Origin of the sequence: Thermomonas sp. XSG, assembly GCF_014678725.1 — a bacterium.
Classification (GTDB): domain Bacteria; phylum Pseudomonadota; class Gammaproteobacteria; order Xanthomonadales; family Xanthomonadaceae; genus Thermomonas.
In genome coordinates this window covers 1,104,897-1,128,758 of the sequence record NZ_CP061497.1, presented here as the reverse complement: position 1 = coordinate 1,128,758, position 23,862 = coordinate 1,104,897, and the positions used below count along the sequence as shown (strand labels likewise).

General features: G+C 69.3%; 19 protein-coding genes and 1 pseudogene. 15 read left to right on the top strand and 5 right to left on the bottom strand.

What is annotated here, in order from left to right; translation table 11 throughout:
• Positions 1 to 3: 3 nt before the first annotated feature.
• The 11 genes from ICG51_RS05350 to lpxC all read left to right on the top strand — a co-directional run bounded on the left by ICG51_RS05350 (position 4) and on the right by lpxC (position 13,353).
• Positions 4 to 1,476 (top strand): UDP-N-acetylmuramoyl-L-alanyl-D-glutamate--2,6-diaminopimelate ligase, encoded by a 1,473-nt coding sequence (locus ICG51_RS05350; protein ID WP_190282371.1) that lies wholly within the window; start codon positions 4 to 6, stop codon positions 1,474 to 1,476.
• Positions 1,473 to 2,855 (top strand): UDP-N-acetylmuramoyl-tripeptide--D-alanyl-D-alanine ligase, encoded by a 1,383-nt coding sequence (murF, locus tag ICG51_RS05345; RefSeq protein WP_190281973.1) that lies wholly within the window; start codon positions 1,473 to 1,475, stop codon positions 2,853 to 2,855. The genes ICG51_RS05350 and murF overlap by 4 nt, the downstream gene beginning before the upstream one ends.
• Positions 2,845 to 3,930 carry a phospho-N-acetylmuramoyl-pentapeptide-transferase gene (gene mraY, locus ICG51_RS05340; RefSeq protein WP_190281972.1) on the top strand — a complete coding sequence of 362 codons (1,086 nt, stop codon included), beginning with the start codon at positions 2,845 to 2,847 and terminating at the stop codon, positions 3,928 to 3,930. Before murF ends, mraY begins: the two co-directional genes overlap by 11 nt.
• On the top strand, positions 3,930 to 5,273 hold the full coding sequence (ftsW, locus tag ICG51_RS05335) for a putative lipid II flippase FtsW (RefSeq protein WP_190281971.1): 1,344 nt from the start codon (positions 3,930 to 3,932) through the stop codon (positions 5,271 to 5,273). The genes mraY and ftsW overlap by 1 nt, the downstream gene beginning before the upstream one ends.
• A 20-nt stretch (positions 5,274 to 5,293) precedes the next feature.
• Positions 5,294 to 6,355 carry an undecaprenyldiphospho-muramoylpentapeptide beta-N-acetylglucosaminyltransferase gene (gene murG, locus ICG51_RS05330; protein ID WP_190282370.1) on the top strand — a complete coding sequence of 354 codons (1,062 nt, stop codon included), beginning with the start codon at positions 5,294 to 5,296 and terminating at the stop codon, positions 6,353 to 6,355.
• A complete protein-coding gene (gene murC, locus ICG51_RS05325; protein ID WP_190281970.1) occupies positions 6,352 to 7,809 on the top strand; it encodes a UDP-N-acetylmuramate--L-alanine ligase in 1,458 nt (485 codons plus the stop codon). The genes murG and murC overlap by 4 nt, the downstream gene beginning before the upstream one ends.
• A complete protein-coding gene (locus ICG51_RS05320; RefSeq protein ID WP_190281969.1) occupies positions 7,806 to 8,750 on the top strand; it encodes a D-alanine--D-alanine ligase in 945 nt (314 codons plus the stop codon). The genes murC and ICG51_RS05320 overlap by 4 nt, the downstream gene beginning before the upstream one ends.
• Positions 8,747 to 9,478, top strand: a complete 732-nt coding sequence (locus tag ICG51_RS05315) for a cell division protein FtsQ/DivIB (RefSeq protein WP_190281968.1) — start codon at positions 8,747 to 8,749, stop codon at positions 9,476 to 9,478. The genes ICG51_RS05320 and ICG51_RS05315 overlap by 4 nt, the downstream gene beginning before the upstream one ends.
• Positions 9,475 to 10,710, top strand: a complete 1,236-nt coding sequence (ftsA, locus tag ICG51_RS05310) for a cell division protein FtsA (protein WP_190281967.1) — start codon at positions 9,475 to 9,477, stop codon at positions 10,708 to 10,710. The genes ICG51_RS05315 and ftsA overlap by 4 nt, the downstream gene beginning before the upstream one ends.
• Before the next feature lie 157 nt (positions 10,711 to 10,867).
• Positions 10,868 to 12,121, top strand: coding sequence for a cell division protein FtsZ (gene ftsZ, locus ICG51_RS05305; RefSeq protein WP_190281966.1), 1,254 nt, complete (start codon positions 10,868 to 10,870; stop codon positions 12,119 to 12,121).
• Positions 12,122 to 12,438: 317 nt separating this feature from the next.
• Entirely contained in the window at positions 12,439 to 13,353 is a 915-nt protein-coding gene (lpxC, locus tag ICG51_RS05300; RefSeq protein ID WP_190281965.1) for a UDP-3-O-acyl-N-acetylglucosamine deacetylase, read from the top strand.
• 81 nt (positions 13,354 to 13,434) lie between these two features.
• On the opposite strand, the gene ICG51_RS05295 is transcribed toward lpxC, so the two are convergent.
• A complete protein-coding gene (locus tag ICG51_RS05295) occupies positions 13,435 to 13,947 on the bottom strand; it encodes a DUF721 domain-containing protein (RefSeq protein WP_190282369.1) in 513 nt (170 codons plus the stop codon).
• A 4-nt stretch (positions 13,948 to 13,951) separates the two neighbouring features.
• On the opposite strand from ICG51_RS05295, the gene ICG51_RS05290 reads away from it, so the two are divergent.
• The 3 genes and pseudogenes from ICG51_RS05290 to ICG51_RS05280 form a co-directional block, all read left to right on the top strand.
• The gene (locus tag ICG51_RS05290; RefSeq protein WP_190281964.1) at positions 13,952 to 14,893 is read left to right on the top strand and encodes a M23 family metallopeptidase; all 942 of its coding nucleotides are present in this window, start codon (positions 13,952 to 13,954) and stop codon (positions 14,891 to 14,893) included.
• Positions 14,894 to 15,036: 143 nt separating this feature from the next.
• Positions 15,037 to 17,754: a preprotein translocase subunit SecA gene (gene secA, locus ICG51_RS05285; protein ID WP_190281963.1), complete on the top strand. Its 2,718-nt coding sequence runs from the start codon at positions 15,037 to 15,039 to the stop codon at positions 17,752 to 17,754.
• A gap of 9 nt (positions 17,755 to 17,763) precedes the next feature.
• Positions 17,764 to 18,141 (top strand): annotated as a pseudogene (locus ICG51_RS05280) (NUDIX domain-containing protein); the annotation flags it as partial.
• A gap of 82 nt (positions 18,142 to 18,223) precedes the next feature.
• Here ICG51_RS05280 and coaE read toward each other — a convergent pair.
• The 4 genes from coaE to pilB are packed head-to-tail and all read right to left on the bottom strand — an operon-like array spanning position 18,224 to position 22,788.
• On the bottom strand, positions 18,224 to 18,841 hold the full coding sequence (gene coaE / locus ICG51_RS05275) for a dephospho-CoA kinase (RefSeq protein WP_190281961.1): 618 nt from the start codon (positions 18,839 to 18,841) through the stop codon (positions 18,224 to 18,226).
• Positions 18,842 to 18,901: 60 nt separating this feature from the next.
• The gene (locus ICG51_RS05270; protein ID WP_190281960.1) at positions 18,902 to 19,765 is read right to left on the bottom strand and encodes an A24 family peptidase; all 864 of its coding nucleotides are present in this window, start codon (positions 19,763 to 19,765) and stop codon (positions 18,902 to 18,904) included.
• An 18-nt stretch (positions 19,766 to 19,783) separates the two neighbouring features.
• The gene (locus ICG51_RS05265) at positions 19,784 to 21,052 is read right to left on the bottom strand and encodes a type II secretion system F family protein (RefSeq protein ID WP_190281959.1); all 1,269 of its coding nucleotides are present in this window, start codon (positions 21,050 to 21,052) and stop codon (positions 19,784 to 19,786) included.
• Between the two features lie 11 nt (positions 21,053 to 21,063).
• Positions 21,064 to 22,788, bottom strand: coding sequence for a type IV-A pilus assembly ATPase PilB (gene pilB / locus ICG51_RS05260; RefSeq protein ID WP_190281958.1), 1,725 nt, complete (start codon positions 22,786 to 22,788; stop codon positions 21,064 to 21,066).
• A 176-nt stretch (positions 22,789 to 22,964) separates the two neighbouring features.
• Here pilB and ICG51_RS05255 point away from each other — a divergent pair, with 176 nt between their 5' ends.
• Positions 22,965 to 23,828, top strand: a complete 864-nt coding sequence (locus tag ICG51_RS05255) for a glycosyltransferase family 2 protein (protein ID WP_190281957.1) — start codon at positions 22,965 to 22,967, stop codon at positions 23,826 to 23,828.
• Positions 23,829 to 23,862: the final 34 nt, after the last annotated feature.

Here is a 23,862-nt window from a genome sequence, read left to right as displayed (position 1 = left end):
GCCATGCTGCTGGGCGAACTGCTGCCGGAGCTTGAAGGGCTGTCCGCCGACCTTGCCATCACCGGGCTGGTCCAGGACAGCCGCGAGGTGAAGCCGGGCGATGCGTTCGTGGCGATCGCCGGGTTCGGTGCGCACGGGCTGAATTTCGTCGACGTGGCCCGCGAGGCCGGCGCCGCGGCGGTGCTCTACGAACCGCCGGCGCCGGACGACCTGCCTGCGCCGGCCGACGCGATCCCGGTGGCCGGCCTGCGCGCGCGCATGGGCGCGATGGCCGACAGCTTCCACGGCCATCCCAGCGCCTCGATGGCGACAGTGGGCGTGACCGGCACCAACGGCAAGACGTCCACCGTGCAGCTGCTGGCGCAGGCGTGGACGCTGCGCGGCCAGAAGGCCGGCACCGTCGGCACGCTGGGCAGCGGCGTGTACCCGAAGATCGTGCCGACCGGCTTCACCACTCCGCTGGTGCTGCGCATGCACGCGCTGCTGGCGGAGCTGCGCGACGAGGGCGCCTCGGCGGTGGCGATGGAAGTGTCCTCGCACGCGCTCGACCAAGGTCGCGTGGATGGCGTGCACTTCGACGTGGCGGTGTTCACCAACCTCACCCGCGATCATCTCGACTACCACGGCGACATGGCCCGCTACGGGGCGGCCAAGGCGCGGCTGTTCGACTGGCCCGGCCTGCGCGCGGCGGCGGTCAACCTGGACGATGCGTTCGGCCGCGAGCTGTTCGCAGCGGTCGGTGGCAAGGTGCGCGCGCTGGGCTTCTCCTCGCGCGGCGCCGCCGGTGCCAGCGTGCGCGCGGAAGAGCTGGTGCTGGACGGCAACGGCATCCGTTTCATGCTGCACGCCGGCGGCCAGGCGCATCCGGTGCGTTCGCCGCTGCTGGGCCGCTTCAACGTGGACAACCTGCTCGGCGTGGCGACCACCCTGTTCGCGATGGGCATGGCGCCGGCGCTGATCGCCGACACCCTGTCGCAGCTGCTGCCGGTCGATGGCCGCATGAACCGGCTGGGTGGCGAAGCCGGCGCGCCGCTGGTGGTGGTGGACTACGCCCACACCCCCGACGCGCTGGAGCAGGCGCTGGCCTCCCTGCGCGCGCACACCGCCGGCACGCTGACCTGCGTGTTCGGCTGCGGCGGCGAGCGCGATACCGGCAAGCGCCCGCAGATGGCAGCCATCGCCGAGCGCCTGGCCGACCGCGTCATCGTCACCGACGACAATCCGCGCAACGAGGATGGCGACGCCATCGTGGCCGACATCCTGGCCGGGCTCAGGGAGCCTGGGCGGGTGGTGGTGCAGCGCGACCGTGCTGCCGCCATCGCGCAGGCGATCGGCGGCGCCGGTGCCGACGATGTGGTGCTGGTCGCCGGCAAGGGCCACGAGCCCTACCAGGATGTGTGCGGGGTGAAGCATCCGTTCGAGGATGCGGCGGTGGCGCGCGATTGCCTGCGCCGTCGCGAAGGCGGTGCCGCATGACGCCGCGCCTGCTGTCGTGGATCGCCCAGGCCACCGGTGGCCGGCTGGTCGGCGACGACCGTACGGTCGATGCCGTCGCGACCGATACCCGCGCGCTGCCCGGCGGCGATGCGCTGTTCGTCGCGCTGAAGGGCGAGCGTTTTGACGGGCACGCGCATGTCCGGGCCGCCGCCGATGGCGGCTGCGTGGCCGCGCTGGTGGCGCGTCCGGTCGAGGCCGCATTGCCGCAGGTCGTCGTGGCCGATACCGAGCGCGCGCTGGCCAGCCTGGCCGCGGCGGTGCAACGCGAACGCGCCACCAAGGTGCTGGCGGTCACCGGCAGCAACGGCAAGACCACGGTCAAGACCCTGCTGCATTCGATCCTGCGCCAGCTGGGCAGCGCCTACGCCAACCCGGGCAACCGCAACAACGAGATCGGCCTGCCGCTCGCCGTGCTGGACGCGCCGGACGATGCGCGCTTCGCGGTCTACGAGATGGGTGCCGGCAAACCCGGTGACATCGCTTACCTCACTGCCATCGCCCGGCCCGACGTGGCGCTGGTCAACAACATCGCGTCTGCCCACCTGGAACGGATGGGCAGCCTGCTCGGCATCGCCCAGACCAAGGGCGCGATCTACCAGGCGCTGCCGGCGGACGGCGTGGCGGTGGTGAACGCGGACGACGCATTCGCGCTGTATTTCAGCGAGCGGCTGCGCGGCGTGCGGATGATCCGTTTCGGGATCGAGGCCGAGGCCGATATCAGCGCGCGCGACATCCACGGCGGCCTGCAGGGATCACGTTTCACGCTGGTGACGCCGGAGGGCGAGGTCGAGGTCGCGCTCCCGCTGCCGGGGCGCCACAACGTCCGCAACGCGCTGGCCGCGGCGGCGATGGCGACGGCGCTGGGTGCCGGCCCGGCGCAGATCCGCGCCGGACTGGAAGCGGTGGAAGGCGTGGCCGGGCGGCTGGCCGCCCACCGCCTGCGCCGCGGCGCAACGCTGGTGGACGACAGCTACAACGCCAACCCCGGCTCGCTGGCGGCAGCCATCGACACCTTGGCGGACGGCGGTGGCGAGGCCTGGCTGGTGCTGGGTGACATGCGCGAGCTGGGTGCCGACGAAGTCGCCCTGCACGCCGAGGCAGGCGCGCGCGCGCGCGCCGCCGGCATTGCCCGCCTGTTCGCGCTGGGCGAACTCAGCGCGCATGCCGCAAGGACATTCGGCGAGGGCGGCAGCGTGCATGCCTCGCACGCCGCGCTGGCCGATGCGCTGTGGGCGCAGCTGGGTGCCGGCACCACCGTGCTGGTGAAGGGCTCGCGCGGCAGCGCGATGGACAAGATCGTGACCGCGCTGCTGCAGCGGGATGCCGGACCCGACGGGGAGACCACCGATGCTGCTTGAACTCACCCGCTGGCTGGAGCAGCTGCAGGGCCACTTCAACCTGTTCAACTACCTGACCTTCCGCGCCATCCTCGGCGCGCTGACCGCGCTGGCGCTGTCGCTGTGGTGGGGGCCGCGGATGATCCGCTACTTGGCCACGCTCAAGGGCGGCCAGCCGATCCGCAAGGACGGGCCGGAGTCGCATTTTTCCAAGGCCGGCACGCCGACCATGGGTGGTGCGCTCATCCTCTCGACCGTCGCGGCCTCGGTACTGCTGTGGGGTGACCTGCGCAACAAGTACGTCTGGGTGGTGCTGGTGGTGATGCTGGGCTTCGGCGCCATCGGCTGGGCCGACGACTGGATCAAGATCGTCAAGCGCGATCCCAACGGCATGCGCTCGCGCACCAAGTACGCGCTGCAGTCGGTGCTGGGCCTTGCCGCCGGCATCTACCTGTTCGCCTTCGCCGACGTGCCGGCAGCCACCACCTTCTACGTGCCGTTCTTCAAGTCGATCGCGCTCCCTCTGGCCGGCATCGGTTTCGTCGCCATCGCCTACTTCTGGATCGTCGGCTTCTCCAACGCGGTCAACCTGACCGACGGCCTCGATGGCCTCGCCATCATGCCCACCGTGCTGGTGGCCTGCGCGCTGGGTGTGTTCGCCTATGCCTCCGGCAATGCCACCTTCGCCGCGTACCTGCAGATCCCGCGGGTGCCGGGCGCGGGCGAGCTGATCATCATCTGCGCGGCCATCGCCGGCGCCGGGCTCGGCTTCCTGTGGTTCAACACCTATCCGGCGATGGTGTTCATGGGCGACATCGGCGCGCTGGCGCTGGGCGCGGTGCTCGGCACCATCGCGGTGATCGTGCGCCAGGAGCTGGTCCTGGTCCTGATGGGCGGCATCTTCGTCATCGAGACGCTGTCGGTGATGATCCAGGTCGCCAGCTTCAAGCTCACCGGCAAGCGCGTGTTCCGGATGGCGCCGATCCACCACCACTTCGAACTGAAGGGCTGGCCGGAGCCGCGCGTGATCGTGCGCTTCTGGATCATCAGCGTGGTGCTGGTGCTGGTCGGGCTTGCCACGTTGAAGGTGCGCTGATGGCCACGACCGCCACCGACAGCCTGGGCCAGGCGACCCGCCTCGACGAGATCGGCGGGCGCATCGACCCGTGGCTGCTGGGCAGCGCGGTGGCGCTGGCCTGTCTGGGCGTGGTCATGGTCGGCTCGGCGGCGATCGCCGGCGGCGGCGTGGATGCCGGCCCGTGGTACTTCCTGACCCGCCACCTGATGTTCCTCGGCATCGGCCTGGGCCTGGCCGCGCTGGTGATGCGCACCGAGCTCAAGACGGTCGAGAAGCACGCGCAGTGGCTGCTGCTGGCCTGCATCGTGCTGCTGGGGCTGGTGTTCGTTCCCGGCGTCGGCGTCACCGTGAACGGCGCGAAGCGCTGGCTCAACCTCGGTGTGTCCAACTTCCAGGCCGTCGAGGCGGTCAAGCTGCTCTACATCATCTGGCTGGCCAGCTACCTGAAGCGCTACAGCGAAGACGTGGCGGCCACCTGGCCGGCCATGCTCAAGCCGCTGGGCGTGGCGGTGCTGCTGGTCGGGCTGCTGCTGCTGCAGCCCGACTTCGGCTCGTCCTCGCTGCTGCTGGCGATCACCGCCGGCATGCTGGTGCTGGGCGGGGTCAACATGCCGCGGATGTTCGGGCCGGTGCTGGTCGGGCTGCCGGTGCTGGCGGTGATCGCGATCGCCGAGCCGTACCGCATGCGCCGCCTTACCACCTTCCTCGACCCGTGGGCCGACCCGTTCGACAGTGGCTACCAGCTGACCAACGCGCTGATGGCGGTGGGTCGCGGCGAGTGGTTCGGGGTCGGTCTCGGCGCTTCGGTGCAGAAGCTGTCCTACCTGCCGGAAGCCCATACCGACTTCATCATGGCGGTGATCGCCGAGGAACTTGGATTCGCCGGCGTGTGCCTGGTGGTGGGGCTTTACGCGCTGCTGGCTGGGCGTGCGTTCTGGCTGGGGATGAAGTGCGTGGAGATGCGCCGCCACTTCTCCGGCTACGTCGCCTTCGGCATCGCGCTGTGGATGGCGCTGCAGAGCTTCGTGTCGATCGGCGTCAACCTCGGCCTGCTGCCGACCAAGGGCCTGACCCTGCCGCTGGTTTCGTCCGGTGGCTCCTCGGTGCTGATGACCTGCGCCGCGCTGGGCCTGCTGATGCGGGTGTCGTGGGAGTACGAACGCGCCGCCCGCCAGGTGGCCCGCCGCCGCGCGGTGGGCGCTGGCGCGGCGGTAGGCGCGCCGCCTGTAGCCGCGCAGCCGCCGTTGCCGGCCGACGCCGGCAATCGCGGCACCAGCCGCCTGCGCCAGCGGATCGAACCCGGCCTGGGCCGGCCGTCCACCGAATCGCCCGCGCTGGCCGCGCTGCGGAGGGCCCGTTGAACGCGGATACGCCCCTCGTCATGGTGATGGCCGGCGGCACCGGCGGCCACATTTTCCCCGGCCTTGCGGTGGCGCAGGCGCTGCGCGTGCGCGGCGCGGACGTGTGCTGGCTGGGCGCGGACGGCGGCATGGAAACCCGATTGGTGCCGCCTCAGGGCGTCGCCATCGACACCATCGCGGTCAAGGGCGTGCGCGGCAAGGGCATCGCCACCCTGCTGGCGGCGCCGCTGCGGATCCTGTCGGCGGTGCGCGCGGCGGCTGCGGTGATGCGCGCGCGTCGTCCGGACGCGGCGGTCAGCTTCGGCGGCTTCGCCGCGGGGCCGGGCGGAATCGCCGCCAAGCTGGCGGGCATCCCGCTGCTGGTGCACGAGCAGAACCGTGCCGCCGGCATGACCAACAAGGCGCTGGCAAGAGTGGCGCGGCAGGTGCTGGTGGGTTTCCCGCAGACCTTCGCGAAGGAAGTCCATGTCGGCAATCCGGTGCGTGCGCAGATCGCGCAGGTGCCGCCGCCCGGGCAGCGCGACTTCGCGCATGCAGGGCCGCTGCGCCTGCTGGTGCTGGGCGGCAGCCAGGGCGCGCGTGCGCTGAACGAAGCGGTGCCGCGCGCGGTGGCCGCGCTGGGCCAGCCGGTGGAGATCATCCACCAGGCCGGCGAGAAGATGCTCGACGCCGCGCGCAAGGCCTATGCCGATGCGAATGTCGAAGCGCGCGTGGAGCCCTTCATTGCCGACATGGCGGCCGCTTACGCCTGGGCCGACCTGGTGGTCTGCCGCGCCGGTGCGCTGACCCTGGCCGAGCTGTGCGCGGTCGGCGTCGGCAGCGTGCTGGTGCCGTTCCCGCAGGCGGTGGACGACCACCAGACCCGCAATGCCGAATACCTGGTGGAGCGCGGCGCCGCCGTGCTGCTGCCGCAGACCGAACAACTGGCCGCGCGCCTGCAGCAGGCGCTGGCCGATCTTTCCGCCGATCCCGGCAAGCGCCTGGCGATGGCGCAGGCCGCGCGTGGCCTGGCCCGTCCCGATGCCGCGCAGCGCGTGGCCGAGGCGGTGCTGGCCGCGATTTCCAACGAGGTTTCCCGATGAGCCCGCACAGCCTGCACCTGCGGCAGATCAACGACCCGGCCAAGGCCCTGCCGCGCGTGCATTTCGTCGGCATCGGCGGGGTCGGCATGAGCGGCATCGCCGAGGTGATGCGCACGCTGGGTTACCAGGTCAGCGGCTCCGACAACGCCGACAACGCCGTGACCAAGCGGCTGGCGTCGCTGGGCATCGTCATCCACCGCGGCCACGCTTCCGCCAACGTGCTGGAGGCCGACTGCGTGGTGGTGTCCAGCGCGATCAAGCCGGACAACCCCGAGCTGCTGGAGGCGCGCGCGCAGCGCATCCCGGTGGTGCCGCGCGCGGAAATGCTGGCCGAGCTGATGCGCTTCAAGCGCGGGGTGGCGGTGGCCGGCACGCACGGCAAGACCACCACCACCTCGCTGACCGCCAGCGTGCTGGCCGAAGGCGGGCTGGACCCGACCTTCGTGATCGGCGGCAAGCTGCTGGCTGCCGGCGCCAATGCCGGCCTCGGCGGCGGCGACTGGCTGGTGGCCGAGGCCGACGAGAGCGATGGCAGCTTCCTGCGCCTGAACCCGGTGGTGGCGGTCATCACCAATATCGACGCCGACCACCTGGAGAACTACGGCGGCGATTTCGAGCGGGTCAAGCAGGCGTTCTCCGAATTCCTGCACCGGCTGCCGTTCTACGGTCTGGCGGTGCTGTGCATCGATGACGAGGAAGTGGCGCAGCTGGCGCGCAGGACGCCGCGCCACGTGGTCACCTACGGCTTCGCGCCGGAGGCCGACGTGCGCGCCGCCGACGTGCGCCAGCAGGGCGCGCGCATGCAGTTCACCCTGTGCCTGCCGGACGGCAGCCGCACCGCCTGCACGCTGGCCCTGCCGGGCCGCCACAACGTGCAGAACGCGCTGGCTGCCGCCGCCATCGGCTGGCAGCTGGGCGTGCCGAACGCGGCCATCGCCAAGGCGCTGGAAGGCTTCCAGGGCATCGGTCGGCGCTTCAACCAGCTGGCCACGCTGAAGCTGGCCGAAGGTGGCGAAGTGGCGCTGGTGGACGATTACGGCCACCACCCGAAGGAGCTCGCCGCGGTGTTCGCCGCGGCCCGCGGCGGCTGGCCGGACAAGCGGCTGGTGGTGGCGTTCCAGCCGCACCGCTACACCCGTACCCGCGACCTGTTCGACGAGTTCGCGGCAGTGCTGTCGAGCGTGGATGCGCTGCTGCTCACCGAGGTGTACCCGGCCGGCGAGGCGCCCATCGCCGGCGCCGATGCCAGTGCGCTGGCGCGTTCGATCCGCACCCGCGGTCGGGTCGAGCCGGTGGTCGTCGGTGGTGCCGCCGAACTGGCCACCGTGCTGCCGGGCGTGCTGCGCGACGGCGACCTGCTGCTGCTGATGGGCGCGGGCGACATCGGCGCCGCCGCGCAGCAGATCGCCCGCGATGGCCTGCAGCCGCAACCTGCGCAGGGAGAACCCGCATGAGCGCCTCCGCATTCGCCCCGCTGCGCTGCACCGACCCGGCAGCGTTCGGCCGTGTCGCCGTGCTGATGGGCGGCAGCAGCAGCGAGCGCGAAGTCTCGCTGGATTCCGGTCGCAACGTGCTGGAAGCGCTGCAGTCGCGTGGTGTCGACGCCCATGCGGTGGACGGCATCCCGGCCCTGGTCGATGCGCTGGTGCACGGCAGGTTCGACCGCGTGTTCAACATCCTGCACGGCGGCGACGGCGAGAACGGCGTGCTGCAGGGCCTGCTGCAGGGCTTCGAGATTCCCTGCACCGGCTCAGGCGTGCTGGGCAGCGCGCTGACCATGGACAAGATCCGCACCAAGCAGGTGTGGATCAGCGCCGGCCTGCCGACGCCGAAGTTCGTCCGCCTGGCGCCCGGCGCCGACCTGCGCGCGGCCGCGCTGGAACTGGGCCTGCCGGTGTTCGTGAAGCCGTCCAGCGAGGGCAGCAGCGTGGGCGTGGCGCGGGTGCTGGCCGAAGCCGACATCGACGCCGCGATCGAGGTCGCGCGCGGCTACGGCGGCGAAATGCTGATGGAGCAGATGGTGGTGGGCGACGAGCTGACCGTCGGCGTGCTGGGCGAAGTCGCGCTGCCGTCGATCCGGATCGTGCCCAAAGGCGAGTGGTACGACTACAACGCCAAGTACATCGCCGAGGACACCCAGTACCTGTGTCCCGGTCTGGAGGGCGGCGATGAGGCCGCGATCCGCGCGCTGGCGCTGGATGCGTTCCGCGCCGCCGGCTGCAGCGGCTGGGGTCGCATCGACGTGATGCGCGACCGCGCCAGCGGCCGGCTGCTGTTGCTGGAAGTGAACACCGCCCCGGGCATGACCAGTCACTCGCTGGTGCCGAAGGCGGCGCGCGAGCTGGGCGTGTCGTTCGAGGAACTGTGCTGGCGCATCCTGGAGCAGACGCTTTGAAGCCTGCCCTGCGCTCGCTGGCCTGGCTGCTCGCGCTGGCGCTGCTGGCGCTGCCGGTGGTGGCCGTGGTCGAGGGCTGGATGGGCGGCGACCACTGGCCGCTGCGTACCCTGCGCGTGCAGGGCGAACTGGCGCGGGTCGACCGCGCGCAGCTGCAGGCGGCGGTGCTGCCCCATGCGCAGCGCGGCTTCTTCGCGGTGGACTTGGGCGCGATCCAGCGCACCGTGGACGGCCTGCCTTGGGTGGAGCGCGCGGAAGTGCGCAAGCACTGGCCGGACGTGCTGGAGGTGCGGATCGTCGAGCACCGCCCGTTCGCGCGCTGGGGCGAGCAGCAGCTGCTGTCCGAGCACGGCCGGCTGTTCCCGGTCGGCAGGCTCCAGCCGCCGCCGGGCCTGCCGCTGCTGGACGGTCCGGAAGGCCGGGTGCCGGAAGTGGTGGCGCTGTACAACCAGGCCCGCGAGCAGCTGGCCGACGCCGGCGGCGTGCTGGGTGTGGCGCTGGACCGTCGCGGCAGCTGGTCGATCAGCCTGCGCGACGGCACCCGCGTGGTGCTGGGTCGCAGCGACCCCGGCGCCCGGCTGGCGCGGTTCGCTCCGATGCTGCCGCAGCTGGCCGCGCAGAACCCGCACCGTCGTCTGGTGCGCGCCGACCTTCGCTATACCAATGGCTTCGCCCTGACCTGGGCGAAGGCTGATCCCACCCCCATGAACCACGGCAGCAACACATGAACCGCAAAGGCGACAAGTCCCTGATCGTCGGCCTCGATATCGGCACCTCCAAGGTCACCGCGCTGGTCGGCGAATACGCCCCGGGCGAGCCCATCGAGGTGATCGGCATCGGCTCGCACGAATCGCGCGGGCTGCGCCGCGGCGTGGTGGTCGACATCGATTCCACCGTGCAGTCGATCCAGCGTGCGGTGGAGGAAGCCGAGCTGATGGCCGGCTGCGAGGTCAGCAGCGTGTACGCCTCGATTTCCGGCAACCACGTGCAGTGCAAGAACTCGCCCGGGATCGTGCCGATCCGCGACGGCGAAGTGACCTACGGCGATCTCGACCGCGTGCTGGAAGCCGCCAAGGCGGTGGCGATCCCGGCCGACCAGCGCATCCTCCACGCGATCCCGCGCGAGTACGTGCTGGACGATTCGCAGGAAGGCATCCGCAACCCGGTCGGGATGACCGGCGTGCGCCTGGAGGTGCACGCGCACCTGGTCACCTGCGCGCAGTCGGCGGCGCAGAACATCAGCAAGTGCGTGCAGCGCTGCGGCCTGCAGGTGGACGAGCTGATCCTGTCCTCGCTGGCGTCCAGCACCGCGGTGCTGACCCCGGACGAGCGCGAACTGGGCGTGGTGCTGGTCGACATGGGCGCCGGCACCACCGACATCGCGGTGTTCATGCAGGGCGCGATCTGCCACACCGCAAACCTGCCGGTGGCGGGCGACAAGGTGACCGAGGACATCGCGCACATGCTGCGCACGCCCACGCCGCACGCCGAGGACATCAAGGTCAAGTACGCCTGCGCGCTGGCGCAGCTGGCGCGTGCCGAGGAGAGCATCCAGGTCGAAAGCGTGGGCGACCGCCCGCCGCGCCGGCTGCCGCGGCACGCGCTGGCGCAGGCGGTGCAGGCGCGCTACGAGGAAATCTTCGAGATGGTGCAGGCGGAACTGCGCCGCTCCGGCTTCGAGCAGCGGGTGCGCGCCGGCATGGTGCTGACCGGCGGTGCCTCGAAGATGGAAGGCGTGGTCGAGCTGGCCGAGGAAATGCTGCAGATGCCGGTGCGGATCGGCATCCCGCAGCACGTCACCGGGCTCGGCGAGGTAGTGGGCAACCCGGTGCATGCCACCGGCGTGGGCCTGCTGCTGATGGGCGCGCAGATGGAACACCCGAAGCGGCCGACGCTGCCCAGCGGCAAGGTCGGCGGGGTGTTGGGCAAGGCGGTGAAGTGGTTCCGCGGCGCGTTCTGAGCGTCGGCAGCGGGCAGTAGCGGCAACAGGCGGGCAGGGCAGGAAAGACAGGCAAGCAGCAAGGCAGCAAGCGCAGGACACAACCCAATAACAAGCCGGCGAAGGCGAAGCGGGACTCCCGCCTCCCCGATCCCGGCCACAACGACAGGACACGGACATGGCACATTTCGAACTGATCCAGCAGGTGGCACCCAACGCGGTCATCAAGGTCTTCGGCGTCGGCGGTGGCGGCGGCAACGCGGTCGCGCACATGGTCAACAGCAGCGTCGACGGCGTGGAGTTCATCACCGCCAACACCGATTCGCAGGCGATCAAGAACTGCGGCGCATCGCAGCAGCTGACCCTCGGCGGCAACGTCACCAAGGGCCTGGGCGCCGGCGCCAACCCGGAAGTCGGCCGCCAGGCCGCGCTGGAGGACCGTGAAGCCATCATCGAGGCGCTGCAGGGCGCCGACATGGTGTTCATCACCGCCGGCATGGGCGGCGGCACCGGCACCGGCGCCGCGCCGGTGGTGGCGCAGCTGGCCAAGGAAATGGGCATCCTGACCGTGGCCGTGGTCACCAAGCCGTTCCCGTTCGAAGGCCGCCGGCGCATGCAGGTGGCGGCGAAGGGTATCGAGGAACTGAGCCAGCACTGCGACTCGCTGATCACCATCCCGAACGAGAAGCTGATCACCGTGCTGGGCCGCAACGCCACCATGATCCAGGCGTTCCGCGCAGCCAACGACGTGCTGCTGGGCGCGGTGCAGGGCATCGCCGACCTGATCGTACGTCCTGGCCTGATCAACGTCGACTTCGCCGACGTGCGCACCGTGATGTCCGAGATGGGCCTGGCGATGATGGGCAGCGGCAGCGCCCGCGGCGACGACCGCGCGCAGGCCGCGGCGGAAGCCGCCATCCAGAACCCGCTGCTGGACGACGTCAACCTGTCCGGCGCCAACGGCATCCTGGTCAACATCACCGCCGGCCCCGACTTCACCATGGCCGAGTTCGACGAGGTGGGCCGCACCGTCGAGCAGTTCGCCGCCGAGGACGCCACCGTGGTCATCGGTACCGTGCTCGATCCGGACATGCAGGACGAGGTGCGCGTCACCGTGGTCGCCACCGGCCTCAGCCGCGCCACCGTGGGCCTGCGCCAGCCGGCCGGCAATGACCGCCGCGAGGTGCGCTATGAAACCGCGCAGGAGCCGCTGCGCCGTCCGCAGGTGCAGCTGATCAATACCCAGGTCAAGCGCGACGGCACCACCGGGCTGCCGATCGACGCGATTGCCGACAGCTACGCGCCGACGGCGCCGGTGGGTTTCGCCGGTGGCCTGCGCCGCAATGCCGCCGAAGCGGCACCGGCCGCCGCCGAGCTGCCGAAGGACGACTACCTCGACATCCCGGCGTTCCTGCGCCGCCAAGCGGACTGAGGGTAGCAGCGTGCGGGTGGTCCGCTTCGGACCGTCCGGCTGTCGCTCAGCGCCTCCCGCTTCCCCTGCGGAGCGGGAGGGCGGAACGAGCCTGCGCTGACCGGCGCGGCCCATTCCCGATCCCTGCCGCCGCGGCCGTGGCAGCAGGGCGTGGCACCCCTGTCGAATCGCGCGCCGGGTCGTCCGCCCGGTCGCGTCTTCCGGCCGGCTGGCGCAAGCTGGCCGGCCCCTTTCCCAGCCGCCGCAGCGGGCGCTGCCGGGACGGGCCGGAAGTTTTTTACGGATCGATTCAGCAAGTCCCGTGATAATCTGAACCGATGCTTCGCCAACGCACCCTCAAGAACGTGATCCGCGCCACCGGCGTGGGTCTGCATGGCGGAGAGAAGGTCTTCCTGACCCTGCGGCCGGCGCCCGTCGATACCGGCATCGTGTTCCGCCGCATCGACCTGGACCCGGTGGTGGAAATGCCCGCCGCCGCGGCGCTGGTCACCGAAACCACCCTGTGCACCGGGCTGAGCCGCGATGGCGCCAAGGTGCAGACGGTTGAACACCTGATGTCGGCGATGGCGGGCCTGGGCATCGACAACGCCTATGTCGAGCTGAGCGCGCCGGAAGTGCCGATCATGGACGGCTCCGCCGGTCCGTTCGTATTCCTGCTGGAATCCGCCGGCATCGTCGAGCAGCGCGCGGCCAAGCGGCTGATCCGCATCCTCAAGCCGGTGGAAGTGCGCGATGGCGACAAGGTCGCCCGTTTCGACCCGCATGACGGGTTCCGGCTGGGTTTCACGGTGAAGTTCGACCATCCGGCGATCCCGGATGCGCTGTCGCGGGTGGAGGTGGACTTCTCCACCAGCGCCTACATCAAGGAAGTCAGCCGCGCCCGCACCTTCGGCTTCATGCGCGACCTCGAGTACATGCGCGACCGCAACCTCGGCCTCGGCGGCTCGATGGACAACGCCATCGTGCTCGACGATTTCCGCGTCCTGAACGAGGACGGCCTGCGCTACGCCGACGAATTCGTCCGCCACAAGATCCTCGACGCGGTCGGCGATCTCTACCTGGCCGGCCACGCCATCCTCGGCGCCTACGAGGGCTACAAGTCCGGACATGCGCTGAACAACAAGCTGGTGCGCGCGCTGCTGGCGGATGCCGAGGCGTGGGAAGAAGTCAGCTTCGTCGATGCCGAACAGGCACCGCAGCTGGGCTACGGCATCGCGCTGCCGGCGGTCTAACCCCGGCGGAAACCGTGATGCATTTCACGAAATCCCGCCCGCTCTCCATCGAATTCTTAACAAAACCGGCGGCCGGCGCGGCTAGGATGCGCCCTCGGCTGGTTCGGCGGGGGGTCTCGGTGCCCGCCTCGTCCCCGCCTTGCGGTCGCCCGGGGTGTCTTCCGATGCCTCCGGCCGCAGCATGGCCAAGGCCGTCTCCAGTCCAGCACGGGCGGCGGCCGACATCGGAGTATGGCGCGCGTCGGCCAGCGGTTGTGGTCGCAGCGGTGCGGTGGTCGTCCTGACACCCACGTCGTTCACTTCGAGCCCGATGGAGCGGGCGGCGTCGATCAGCGCGGGCGCGGCTAGCCGCAACTTGGCATGCCAGACCGGTGCGTCGACGACGAACACCAGCCTGTCCCCGCGGACGTTGGCAAGGCGCGTATGCGCCGCCAGCCCCGCTGGCAGGAGGGGCCGCAGCAACCGGTCCATCGCGTCGAGCCATTGGGCCCGGCGCAGGGTGCCCCCGGCAGAGCCGGCGAGCAGCGCGTCCAGCGCTGCACGCGGGCTGGCGGCGGCACGGCCCCTTTCGGGGTTGGATCGAGAACCAGGCATACGGATGATCGAAATCAGCAACCTACACGATACCCGCCAACGCGCCATTGCGCAGGCCCAGCAGCTGCGCCGGTGGGCGCGCAGCAGGCCGTGGGCGGCGCTGGCGCTGCTGCTGGGTGCCGGCATGCTCTGCGGTGCCGCCGCACGCAGCGCGATCGGCATGGCCCAGGTGGAGGCGCTGCAAGCTGCGGACGCCGAACGCCAGGCCGAGCTGGACAAGGTACGCCGCGACGCGCAACGCGATGTCAACGCGCTGGCCGCGCGGCTGGCCGAACTGCAGGCGCAGGCCAACCGCCTGAATGCGCTGGGCACCCGGCTGACCCGCGCCGGCCAGCTGCAGGACGGGGAGTTCGATTTCGAAAAGCCGGTCGGACAGGGCGGTGGCGGGATCGCCCGCGACATGCCGCCGGCCGAGCTGCGCGCGCGCCTGGTCGCGCTGGAAAACGAATACCGGGCTGCCGGCACCCAGCTGTCGGTGTTGGAAACCCTGCTGTTCAACCGCGCGCTGGACCGCAACACGGTGCCCTCGCGCGAGCCGATTGCAGGCAGCTTCGTCACCTCCGGTTTTGGCGGTCGCGCCGACCCGTTCGGCGGCGGCAGCCAGTTCCACAAGGGCATCGATTTCCAGGCCAGCATCGGCGACCCGGTGCTGGCGGTGGCGGACGGCGTCGTCAGCTATGCGGGCGATCGCAGCGGCTACGGCAACACGGTCGAAATCGACCACGGCAACGGCTACGTCACCCGCTATGCGCACAATTCGCGCCTGGTCCGCCAGGTCGGCGACCTGGTGCGCGCGGGGCAGGAGATCGCCAGGGCCGGCTCCAGCGGCCGCTCCACCGGCGCGCACGTGCACTTCGAGCTGTGGCAGGACGGCGTGGTGGTCAATCCCCGCAAGTTCCTCGGCCACAACAACGCGCTGGCCCGCCACGGCCCCGACCGCGGCTGACATCGGGCGAGGGGCTTGCGCACGCCGCAGGCCGCCTCCAGCTAAACTAATCGATTCCCGAACGGGCAGTCCTGCCCGCCTTTGGGTATTCCGTTGCTTTCCCGATGCCGCGCCGCCGGCGCGCATCCCGCCAGGGACACCCCATGTTCAACAGTTTGCTTACCAGCGTTTTCGGCAGCCGCAACGAGCGCCTGCTCAAGCAGTACGGCGCCAACGTCAGGAAGATCAATGCGCTGGAGCCGCAGATGCAGGCGCTCTCGGACGAGGCGCTGAAGGCGAAGACCGATGAGTTCAAGGCCCGCATCGCCAAGGGCGAATCGCTGGACAAGCTGCTGCCGGAAGCGTTCGCGGTCTGCCGCGAAGCCTCGGTGCGCGTGTTCGGCATGCGCCATTTCGACGTCCAGCTGATCGGCGGCATGGTCCTGCACGGCGGCAAGATCGCGGAAATGCGCACCGGCGAGGGCAAGACCCTGACCGCGACCGCCGCGGTCTACCTCAATGCGCTCGAGGGCAAGGGCGTGCACGTGGTCACCGTCAACGACTACCTGGCCCGACGCGACGCCGCCCAGATGGGCAAGCTGTACAACTGGCTGGGCCTCTCCGTGGGCGTGGTCTACCCGGGCATGCCGCATTCCGACAAGGGCGCGGCCTACGGCTGCGACATCACCTACGGCACCAACAACGAATTCGGCTTCGACTACCTGCGCGACAACATGGCGCTGGCCAAGGAAGACCGGTTCCAGCGCGGCCTCAATTTCGCCATCGTCGACGAAGTGGACTCGATCCTGATCGACGAGGCGCGCACCCCGCTGATCATTTCCGGTCCGGCCGACGAATCACCGGAGCTCTACCTGCGGGTGAACGCAGTGGTGCCGTCGCTGCAGCGCCAGGAAACCGAAGAGAGCGAAGGCGACTACTGGGTCGACGAGAAGCAGAAGCAGGTGCACATGTCCGAAGCCGGACAGGAGCATGCCGAGCAGCTGCTGCGCCAGGCTGGCATCCTCGAGGCCGACGAGAGCCTGTACGCCGCGCAGAACATCCACGTGGTCCATCACCTCAACGCGGCGATGCGCGCCCATGCCATCTACCAGCGCGACGTGGATTACATCGTCCGCGACGGCGAGGTGATCATCGTCGACGAGTTCACCGGCCGCACCCTGCCGGGCCGGCGCTGGTCCGACGGCCTGCACCAGGCGGTGGAGGCGAAGGAAGGCGTGCCGGTGCAACGCGAGAACCAGACGCTGGCGTCGGTGACGTTCCAGAACCTGTTCCGCATGTACAAGAAACTGTCCGGCATGACCGGTACCGCGGACACCGAAGCATTCGAGTTCCAGAACATCTACGGTCTGGAAGTGGTGGTGATCCCCACCCACCGGCCGATGATCCGCAAGGACCACCCGGACCTGGTGTTCCTCAACCGCGCCGGCAAGTACCGCGCGGTGGCCAACGAGATCAAGGAATGCGTGGCAAAGGGCCAGCCGGTGCTGGTCGGCACCACCTCCATCGAGGTGTCGGAGCTGCTCAGCGAGAACCTGCGCGAGGCCGGCATCCCGCACGAAGTGCTCAACGCCAAGCAGCACGAGCGCGAGGCCCATATCGTCGCCAACGCAGGCGCCCCGGGCGCGGTGACCATTGCCACCAACATGGCCGGCCGCGGCACCGACATCGTGCTGGGCGGTTCGCTGGAAGCGGAACTGGCCGCTCTCGGCGAGGATGCTCCGCAGGCCGAGAAGGACCGGGTCAAGGCGGCCTGGCAGGAGCGCCACGAGGCGGTCAAGGCGTCGGGCGGCCTGCACATCATCGGTACCGAGCGCCACGAGTCCCGCCGCATCGACAACCAGCTGCGCGGCCGCTCCGGCCGCCAGGGCGACCCGGGTTCGTCCCGCTTCTACCTGTCGCTGGAAGACAACCTGATGCGCATCTTCGCCGCCGACTGGGTGCAGAAGGTGATGGCGCGGATGGGCCTGAAGGAAGACGACATCATCGAGTCGGCGCTGGTGACCAAGCAGATCGCCAACGCGCAGCGCAAGGTCGAGGCCCACAACTTCGACATCCGCAAGAACCTGCTGGACTTCGACGACGTCAACAACGACCAGCGCAAGGTCATCTACGGCCAGCGCAACGAGCTGCTGGAAGCCGAGAGCGTCAAGGAGAACATCGACGGCATCCGCTACGACGTGGTCGCCGAGCTGGTGCAGCGCCACGTGCCGGCCGACTCGATCGACGAGCAGTGGGACCTGCCCGGCCTGGAGGCGGCGCTGGCCAGCGAGTTCGGCGTGCAGCTGGACCTGGTGGGGCTGCACAAGGCGCAGGCCGAGCTGGATGCATCGCAGATCCTTGGCCACGTGCAGGACGCGGTGGATGCACTGTTCGCGGACAAGGAAGCGCAGGTCGGCGGCGAAACCATGCGCATGCTGGAGAAGCACGTGATGCTCAACGTGCTGGACCAGAGCTGGAAGGAGCACCTCGCACGCATGGACTACCTGCGCCAGGGCATCCACCTGCGCGGCTATGCGCAGAAGCAGCCCAAGCAGGAATACAAGAAGGAAGCCTTCGAGCTGTTCTCGGAACTGCTGGAGAAGGTCAAGCACGAAGTGGTCTCGCTGCTCGCCCGCGTGCGCATCCGCAGCGAGGAAGAGGTGGCGGCCGCGGAGGCGGAGGAGCGCGCGCGTGCCGAGGCCATTGCCCGGCAGATGCAGTTCCAGCACCCGGGCACCGGCGGCATGGGTGCGGACGAGGAAGCAGCGCAGGTGCAGGCGGCACGCGCCCAGCAGGCCGCGTTTGCCGACATCGGCCGCAACGATCCCTGCCCCTGCGGCAGCGGCAAGAAGTTCAAGCACTGCCACGGGCAGCTTGCGTAGCAGGCGGCCCTGTTCGTTTCGATGAAGCAGGTCCACGTCGTCGCTGGCGTGCTCCGCGATGCGCGCGGGCGGGTCCTGCTGGCGCGCCGCACCGAAGGCCGCGATCTGGCCGGCCTGTGGGAGTTCCCGGGCGGCAAGGTCGAACCCGGGGAATCCCCCGAGGACGCGCTGGTGCGCGAACTGCGCGAGGAACTGGGGGTCGAGACCGAGGTCGGGGCACCGGTGGCCTGCGTGCCGCTGGAGTCCCCCGGCAGGCGCCTGCTGCTGGATGTGCGGGAGGTCGCCTTCAGCGGTCTCCCGCGCGGGCTGGAAGGGCAGGCGCTGGCATGGGTGCCACTGCGCAAGCTGTCGGACTATCCCATGCCGCCGGCCGACGTGCCGGTGGTGGCGGAACTGCTGCGCCGGGCTTCGCCGCTGCCGGCGGCGGGCAACGGCAACGCTGGCAGCGAATAACGCTCCGCAAGGAAGACTACGATCGCGCCGCGGCAAGACCCCGGTAAAGCCGATCGAGTGCAGTCACCTGGCCGGGCAGTGCCTCCAGTGGCCCGTCGTTGACGATGACATCGTCCGCGATCGTCAGGCGCTGCTGCCGGGTCGCCTGCGCCGCGATCATCGCCTTTGCCAGCGCTTCATCGATGCCGTCACGCCGCAGCAGGCGCGCAAGCTGGGTCGTTTCCGGCACATCCACCACCAGCACCCGGGCCAGCCAAGGGTAGGCGGCGCGGCCACCGCCTTCCGCCAGCAGCGGGATCGAGGCCACGGCGTAGGGGCCCGGCGCGCCGCGGCAGGCCTCGGCCAGCGCAGCGCGCACCCTTGGATGGACGATGGCTTCCAGCTGTTGGCGCGCCTCGGGATCGGCGAACGCCCGCCGGCGCATTGCCGCTCGATCCAGATGGCCATCCGGTCCCAGCACCGTCGGCCCGAATGTCGCCACCACTTCGGCCAGGCCTTCGCTGCCTGCCGCCAGCGCAGCGCGCGCGGCTGCATCGGCGTCCGCCACCACCACGCCCAGCGTGTGGAAGCAGGCCTCGACGGCGCTCTTGCCGGACGCCACCCCGCCGGTCAGGCCGATGATGTATTCGCTCATCGGCGCATTATGTGGTCAGCGCCACCCTGCGGTGCGCTCCCGCGGACGGGGTGTTGGGCCTTACGCCAATCCGGCGAAACGCAGGTACGCATCCACCAGCTGTTGCCCCCACATGAAGCTGATCCAGCCGGCCACCGCCAGATAGGGGCCGAACGGAATCGGCGTGGCCTTGTCGCGGCCCTTTACGCCCAGCCAGATCGAGCCCACCACCGCGCCCACCAGCGAGGACAGCAGGATGGTCGGCAGGATCCCGGACAGCCCGATCCATGCGCCCAGCGCCGCCAGCAGCTTGAAGTCGCCGTGACCCATGCCTTCCTTGCCGGTCAGCTGCTTGAACACCCAGTACACCGACCACAGGCTCAGGTAGCCGGCCATCGCACCGAGGATCGCGGCCTTCTGGCCGACGTACAGGTTTTCAACAGCCGCGATCATGCCCAGCCACAGCAGCGGCAGGGTCAACTGGTCCGGCAGCAGGCGGGTGCGGAAGTCGATGCCCGACAGCGCGACCAGGTAGCTGGTCAGCAGCATCGCCCCGAAGCCCTTCCAGCCAAAGCCGAAACGCCAGGCGCAACCCAGGAACAGCAGGGCCGTGACCAGTTCCACCAGCGGGTACTGGACCGAAATCGGCGCCTTGCAGCCACGGCACTTGCCGCCCTGCAGCACCCAGCTCAGCACCGGGATGTTCTCGTACCAGGACAGCGGCTTCTTGCACTTCGGGCAGTGCGAGCCCTCCACCACGATGCCCGGCGGCGGCGGGTCATACAGGTCCGGCTCTTCCAGGATCTCGCGGGCATCGCGCTTCCACTGCCATTCCAGCCGCGGCGGCAGGCGCAGGATCACCACGTTGAGGAAACTGCCGACCAGCAGGCCCAGGCCAGCCGCGGCGGGATAGCCGAGGCCGGGGTGTGCGTCGAGAAATGCCATCTGGGAGAGGTGTCCTGCTTACATCACCGTCATGGCGATCTTGAAGATCGGCAGGTACATGGCCACCACGATCGAGCCGACCAGGCCGCCGATGATCACCATCACCATCGGTTCGATCAGACTGCTCAGCGCGTCGACGGTGTTGCTAACCTCTTCCTCGTAGAATTCCGCCACCTTCAGCAGCATGGTATCCAGCGCGCCGGCTTCCTCGCCGATCGCGGTCATCTGCACCACCATGTGCGGGAACAGGTTGACCTGCTTCATCGCCACGTTGACCGGATAGCCCACCGCCACGTCGTCTTTGATCTGCATCACGGCCTTTTGGTAGACCATGCTGCCGGTCGCGCCTGCCACGTTGTCCAGCGCCTCCACCAGCGGCACGCCGGCACGGAAGGTCAGCGCCAGCGTGCGGGCGAAGCGGGCGATCGCGGACTCGTGCAGCACCTTGCCGATCACCGGGATCTTCAGCATCAGCCGGTCGACGGTGTGCTGCAGCTTCTCGGAGCGCTTGTAGGAGAAGATGAAGAAGCCCACGGCGGCGGCGATGACGATGCCGATCAGCCAGAACCATTTCACAACGATGTCGGAGATGCCGAACACCAGGTTGGTGAACGCCGGCAGGTCCGCACCGAAGCTCGAGAAGGTCTCCCGGAAAATCGGCACCACGAAGATCATCAGCACTGCGCTGATCAGGATCGCCACTGCGACCACCGCGGCCGGGTAGAACAGCGCCTTCTTGATCTTGCCCTTGATGCTCTCGATGTTTTCCTTGTAGGTGGCGATGGTTTCCAGCACCGTTTCCAGCACGCCGGAAGACTCGCCGGCGCGCACCAGGTTGCGGTACAGCTCATCGAACTGGACCGGGAACTGGCTCATCGCCTCGAAGATGGAGGCGCCGCCCTCGATGTCGGTGCGCAGACTGTTGACCATCTTCTTCATTGCCGGGTTCTTGTTGCCGCCACCGATGATCTCGAGGGCCTGCACGATCGGTACGCCGGACTTCATCATGGTGGCGATCTGGCGGCTGAATACGGCGATGTCGCGCGGCGAGATCTTTTTCGCCCCGCCGCCGAACAGGGGTTTCGGCTTCGCCTTGACCACGGTCGGGGTGATGCCCTGCCGGCGCAGCTCCGCGCGCAGCAGGTTGGCGTTGCGCGCCATCTGCTCGCCCTTCATCACCTTGCCGCGCTTGTCGCGGCCCTCCCAGACGAACTCATCCAGCGCGTTCAACCGGTGGGCTTCGGCTTTCTCGCGGACCCTGCCGATGGCGGCCTTGCGTGCGGACATGGCGCTCCCCTTCAATCCTTGGTGACGCGGTTGATCTCGATGAGGCTGGTGATCCCCTGTTTCACCTTGTCCAGCGCTGAGCGCCGCAGATCGCGGACGCCGCTGCGCAGGGAAGCCTCGGTCAGCTGCTGGACATTACCACCAGCCAGCACGATCTGCTGGATTTCCTCGGTCATCGGCATCACCTGGTAGATGCCGGCGCGGCCCTTGTAGCCGCCGGTGCACTCCTCGCAACCCACCGCCTCATAGACCGTGATGCCGGCGTGGATCTCGTCGGCAGTGAAGCCTTCAGCCGCCAGGGCGTGCTCGGGCAGGTGCACCGCGCGCTTGCAGTCGTGCAGGCGGCGCACCAGGCGCTGGGCGATGACCAGGTTCACCGAGCTGGTGATGTTGTAGGGCGCGATGCCCATGTTCATCAAGCGCGCGATGGTCTGCGGCGCGTCGTTGGTGTGCAGGGTGGACAGCACCATGTGGCCGGTCTGCGCCGCCTTCACCGCGATCTCCGCGGTTTCCAGGTCGCGGATTTCGCCCACCATGATCACGTCCGGGTCCTGGCGCAGGAAGCTGCGCAGCGCGGCGGCGAAGGTCATGCCGCGCTTGGCGTTCTGCTGCACCTGGTTGACGCCCGGCAGGCGGATTTCCACCGGGTCCTCGACCGTGCTGATGTTGCGGGTCTCGTCGTTGAGGATGCCCAGCGCGGTGTACAGGCTCACCGTCTTGCCGGAGCCGGTGGGGCCGGTGACCAGCACCATGCCGTAGGGCTTGTGGATACTGTCCAGGAACAGCTTCTGCTGGTCCGGCTCGTAGCCCAGCTTCTCGATGCCCATCTTGGCGGCGCTGCCGTCCAGGATACGCAGCACGATCTTCTCGCCGAACAGGGTGGGCAGGGTGCTGACGCGGAAGTCGATCTGCTTGGTCTTACTGATGTTGAGCTTGATGCGGCCGTCCTGCGGGATGCGCTTTTCGGCGATATCCAGCTGGGCCATCACCTTCAGGCGCGCGGCGATGCGCGCGTGCAGCTTCACCGGCACCTTCTTGAACGTCTTCAGGATGCCGTCGATGCGGAAGCGCACCCGGTAGTCCGTCTCGTACGGCTCGAAGTGGATGTCCGAGGCGCCGCGGCGGATGGCGTCCACCAGCGCCTTGTTGACGAACTTGACGACCGGGGTGTCCTCGCCCTTGGCGTCCACGCCGGTATCGCTGCTCAGGTCGTCGTCGCCGCCGCCGACCTCCAGGCCGTCCAGACCGTCGGCGTCGGCCAGGTCGTCGGCCATCGCGTCGGCGGCCTCCAGCCACTGGTCCAGGCAACGCTTGATCCGGTCGGCGTCCACCAGGATCGGTTCCACCGTCAGGTTGGTCTGGAACTTGATGTCATCCAGCGCGCGGTTGTTGGTGGGGTCGGCCGTGCCCACGAACAGCCGGTTGCCGCGCTTGAACAGCGGCAGCACCTGGTGCTTGCGCAGCAACTCTTCCTTGACCAGCGTGATCGCGGACTGGGCCGGGTCGATGGCCAGCGCATCCACCAGCGGCATGCCGAACTCGATGGAGTTGGCGGCTGCCAGTGCCCCGGGCGTCACCAGCCGGCGATCGGCCAGGTAGGACGCCATCGGCATCTTCTCGGCGGTCGCGCCGTCCATCGCCTTGCGCGCGACGGCCTCGTCCAGGGCGCCGTCCAGCACCAGGCGCCGGGCGATCCCGGTGATGCCCATCAGATTGGCAGTGGGGGCGGTGCTCATTGGTCAGGCGATCTCCACGGGAACGGTGCGACTTTAGCGTAAACGCATAACAAGGCCCAACGCGGCCCCGCGGCTCGCGGCGGCTGTGGTCCGGCCCCCGGGGCGTGGCGGACGGCCAGGGCGGGGAGCCGCGCGCGGCCGGCCCTGACGTCAGCCGTTCGCGCTAACCTAACCCCATGGGGAACCGAATACTGAGCATCATCCTGCCGGCCAAGAACGAGGCCGAGGGCCTGCGTGGCACCTTGCCGGCGCTGCGGGTGGCCTATCCGGAGGCGGAGATCATCGTCGTGGACGACGGGTCCACCGACGACACCGCGCGGGTCGCCGCCGACGCCGGCGCCAGGGTGCTGTCCTCACCGTATTCCATGGGCAACGGCGCCGCCATCAAGCGCGGTGCGCGGGCGGCCAGCGGCGAGGTACTGGTGTTCATGGATGCCGACGGGCAACACGGAGCGGGCCATGTGCGCGCGCTGCTGGACAAGCTCGACGAAGGCTACGACATGGTGGTTGGTGCGCGCGACCGCAGTGGACAGGCCAACCTGCACCGCGGCCTGGCCAACGGCTTCTACAATCGTCTGGCCAGCTGGATGACCGGCCACCGCATCGCGGACCTCACTTCCGGCTTCCGCGCCGTGCGAGCAGACAAGTTCAAGGAGTTCCTGCACCTGTTGCCCAACGGCTTCAGCTATCCCACCACCAGCACCATGGCGTTCTTCCGCAGCGCTTACCCGGTGGCCTATGTGCCGATCCCGGTGGCCAAGCGGGTAGGCAACGGCAGCCACATCCGCCCGTTCAAGGACGGCGTCCGCTTCCTGCTGATCATCTTCAAGATCGCCAGCCTGTACTCGCCGTTGAAGCTGTTCGCGCCGACGGCCGCGGCGTTCTTCCTGGCGGCGCTCGGCTGGTATGGCTACACCTTCGCCACGCAGGGCAGGCTCACCAACATGAGCACATTACTGTTCAGCGCGGCGGTGATCGTCTTCCTGATCGGACTGATTTCCGAGCAGATCACCAACCTGACCTACAGGCGCGATGGCTGATAACGCCCCGCCGCCCCGCATCCTCCACATCACC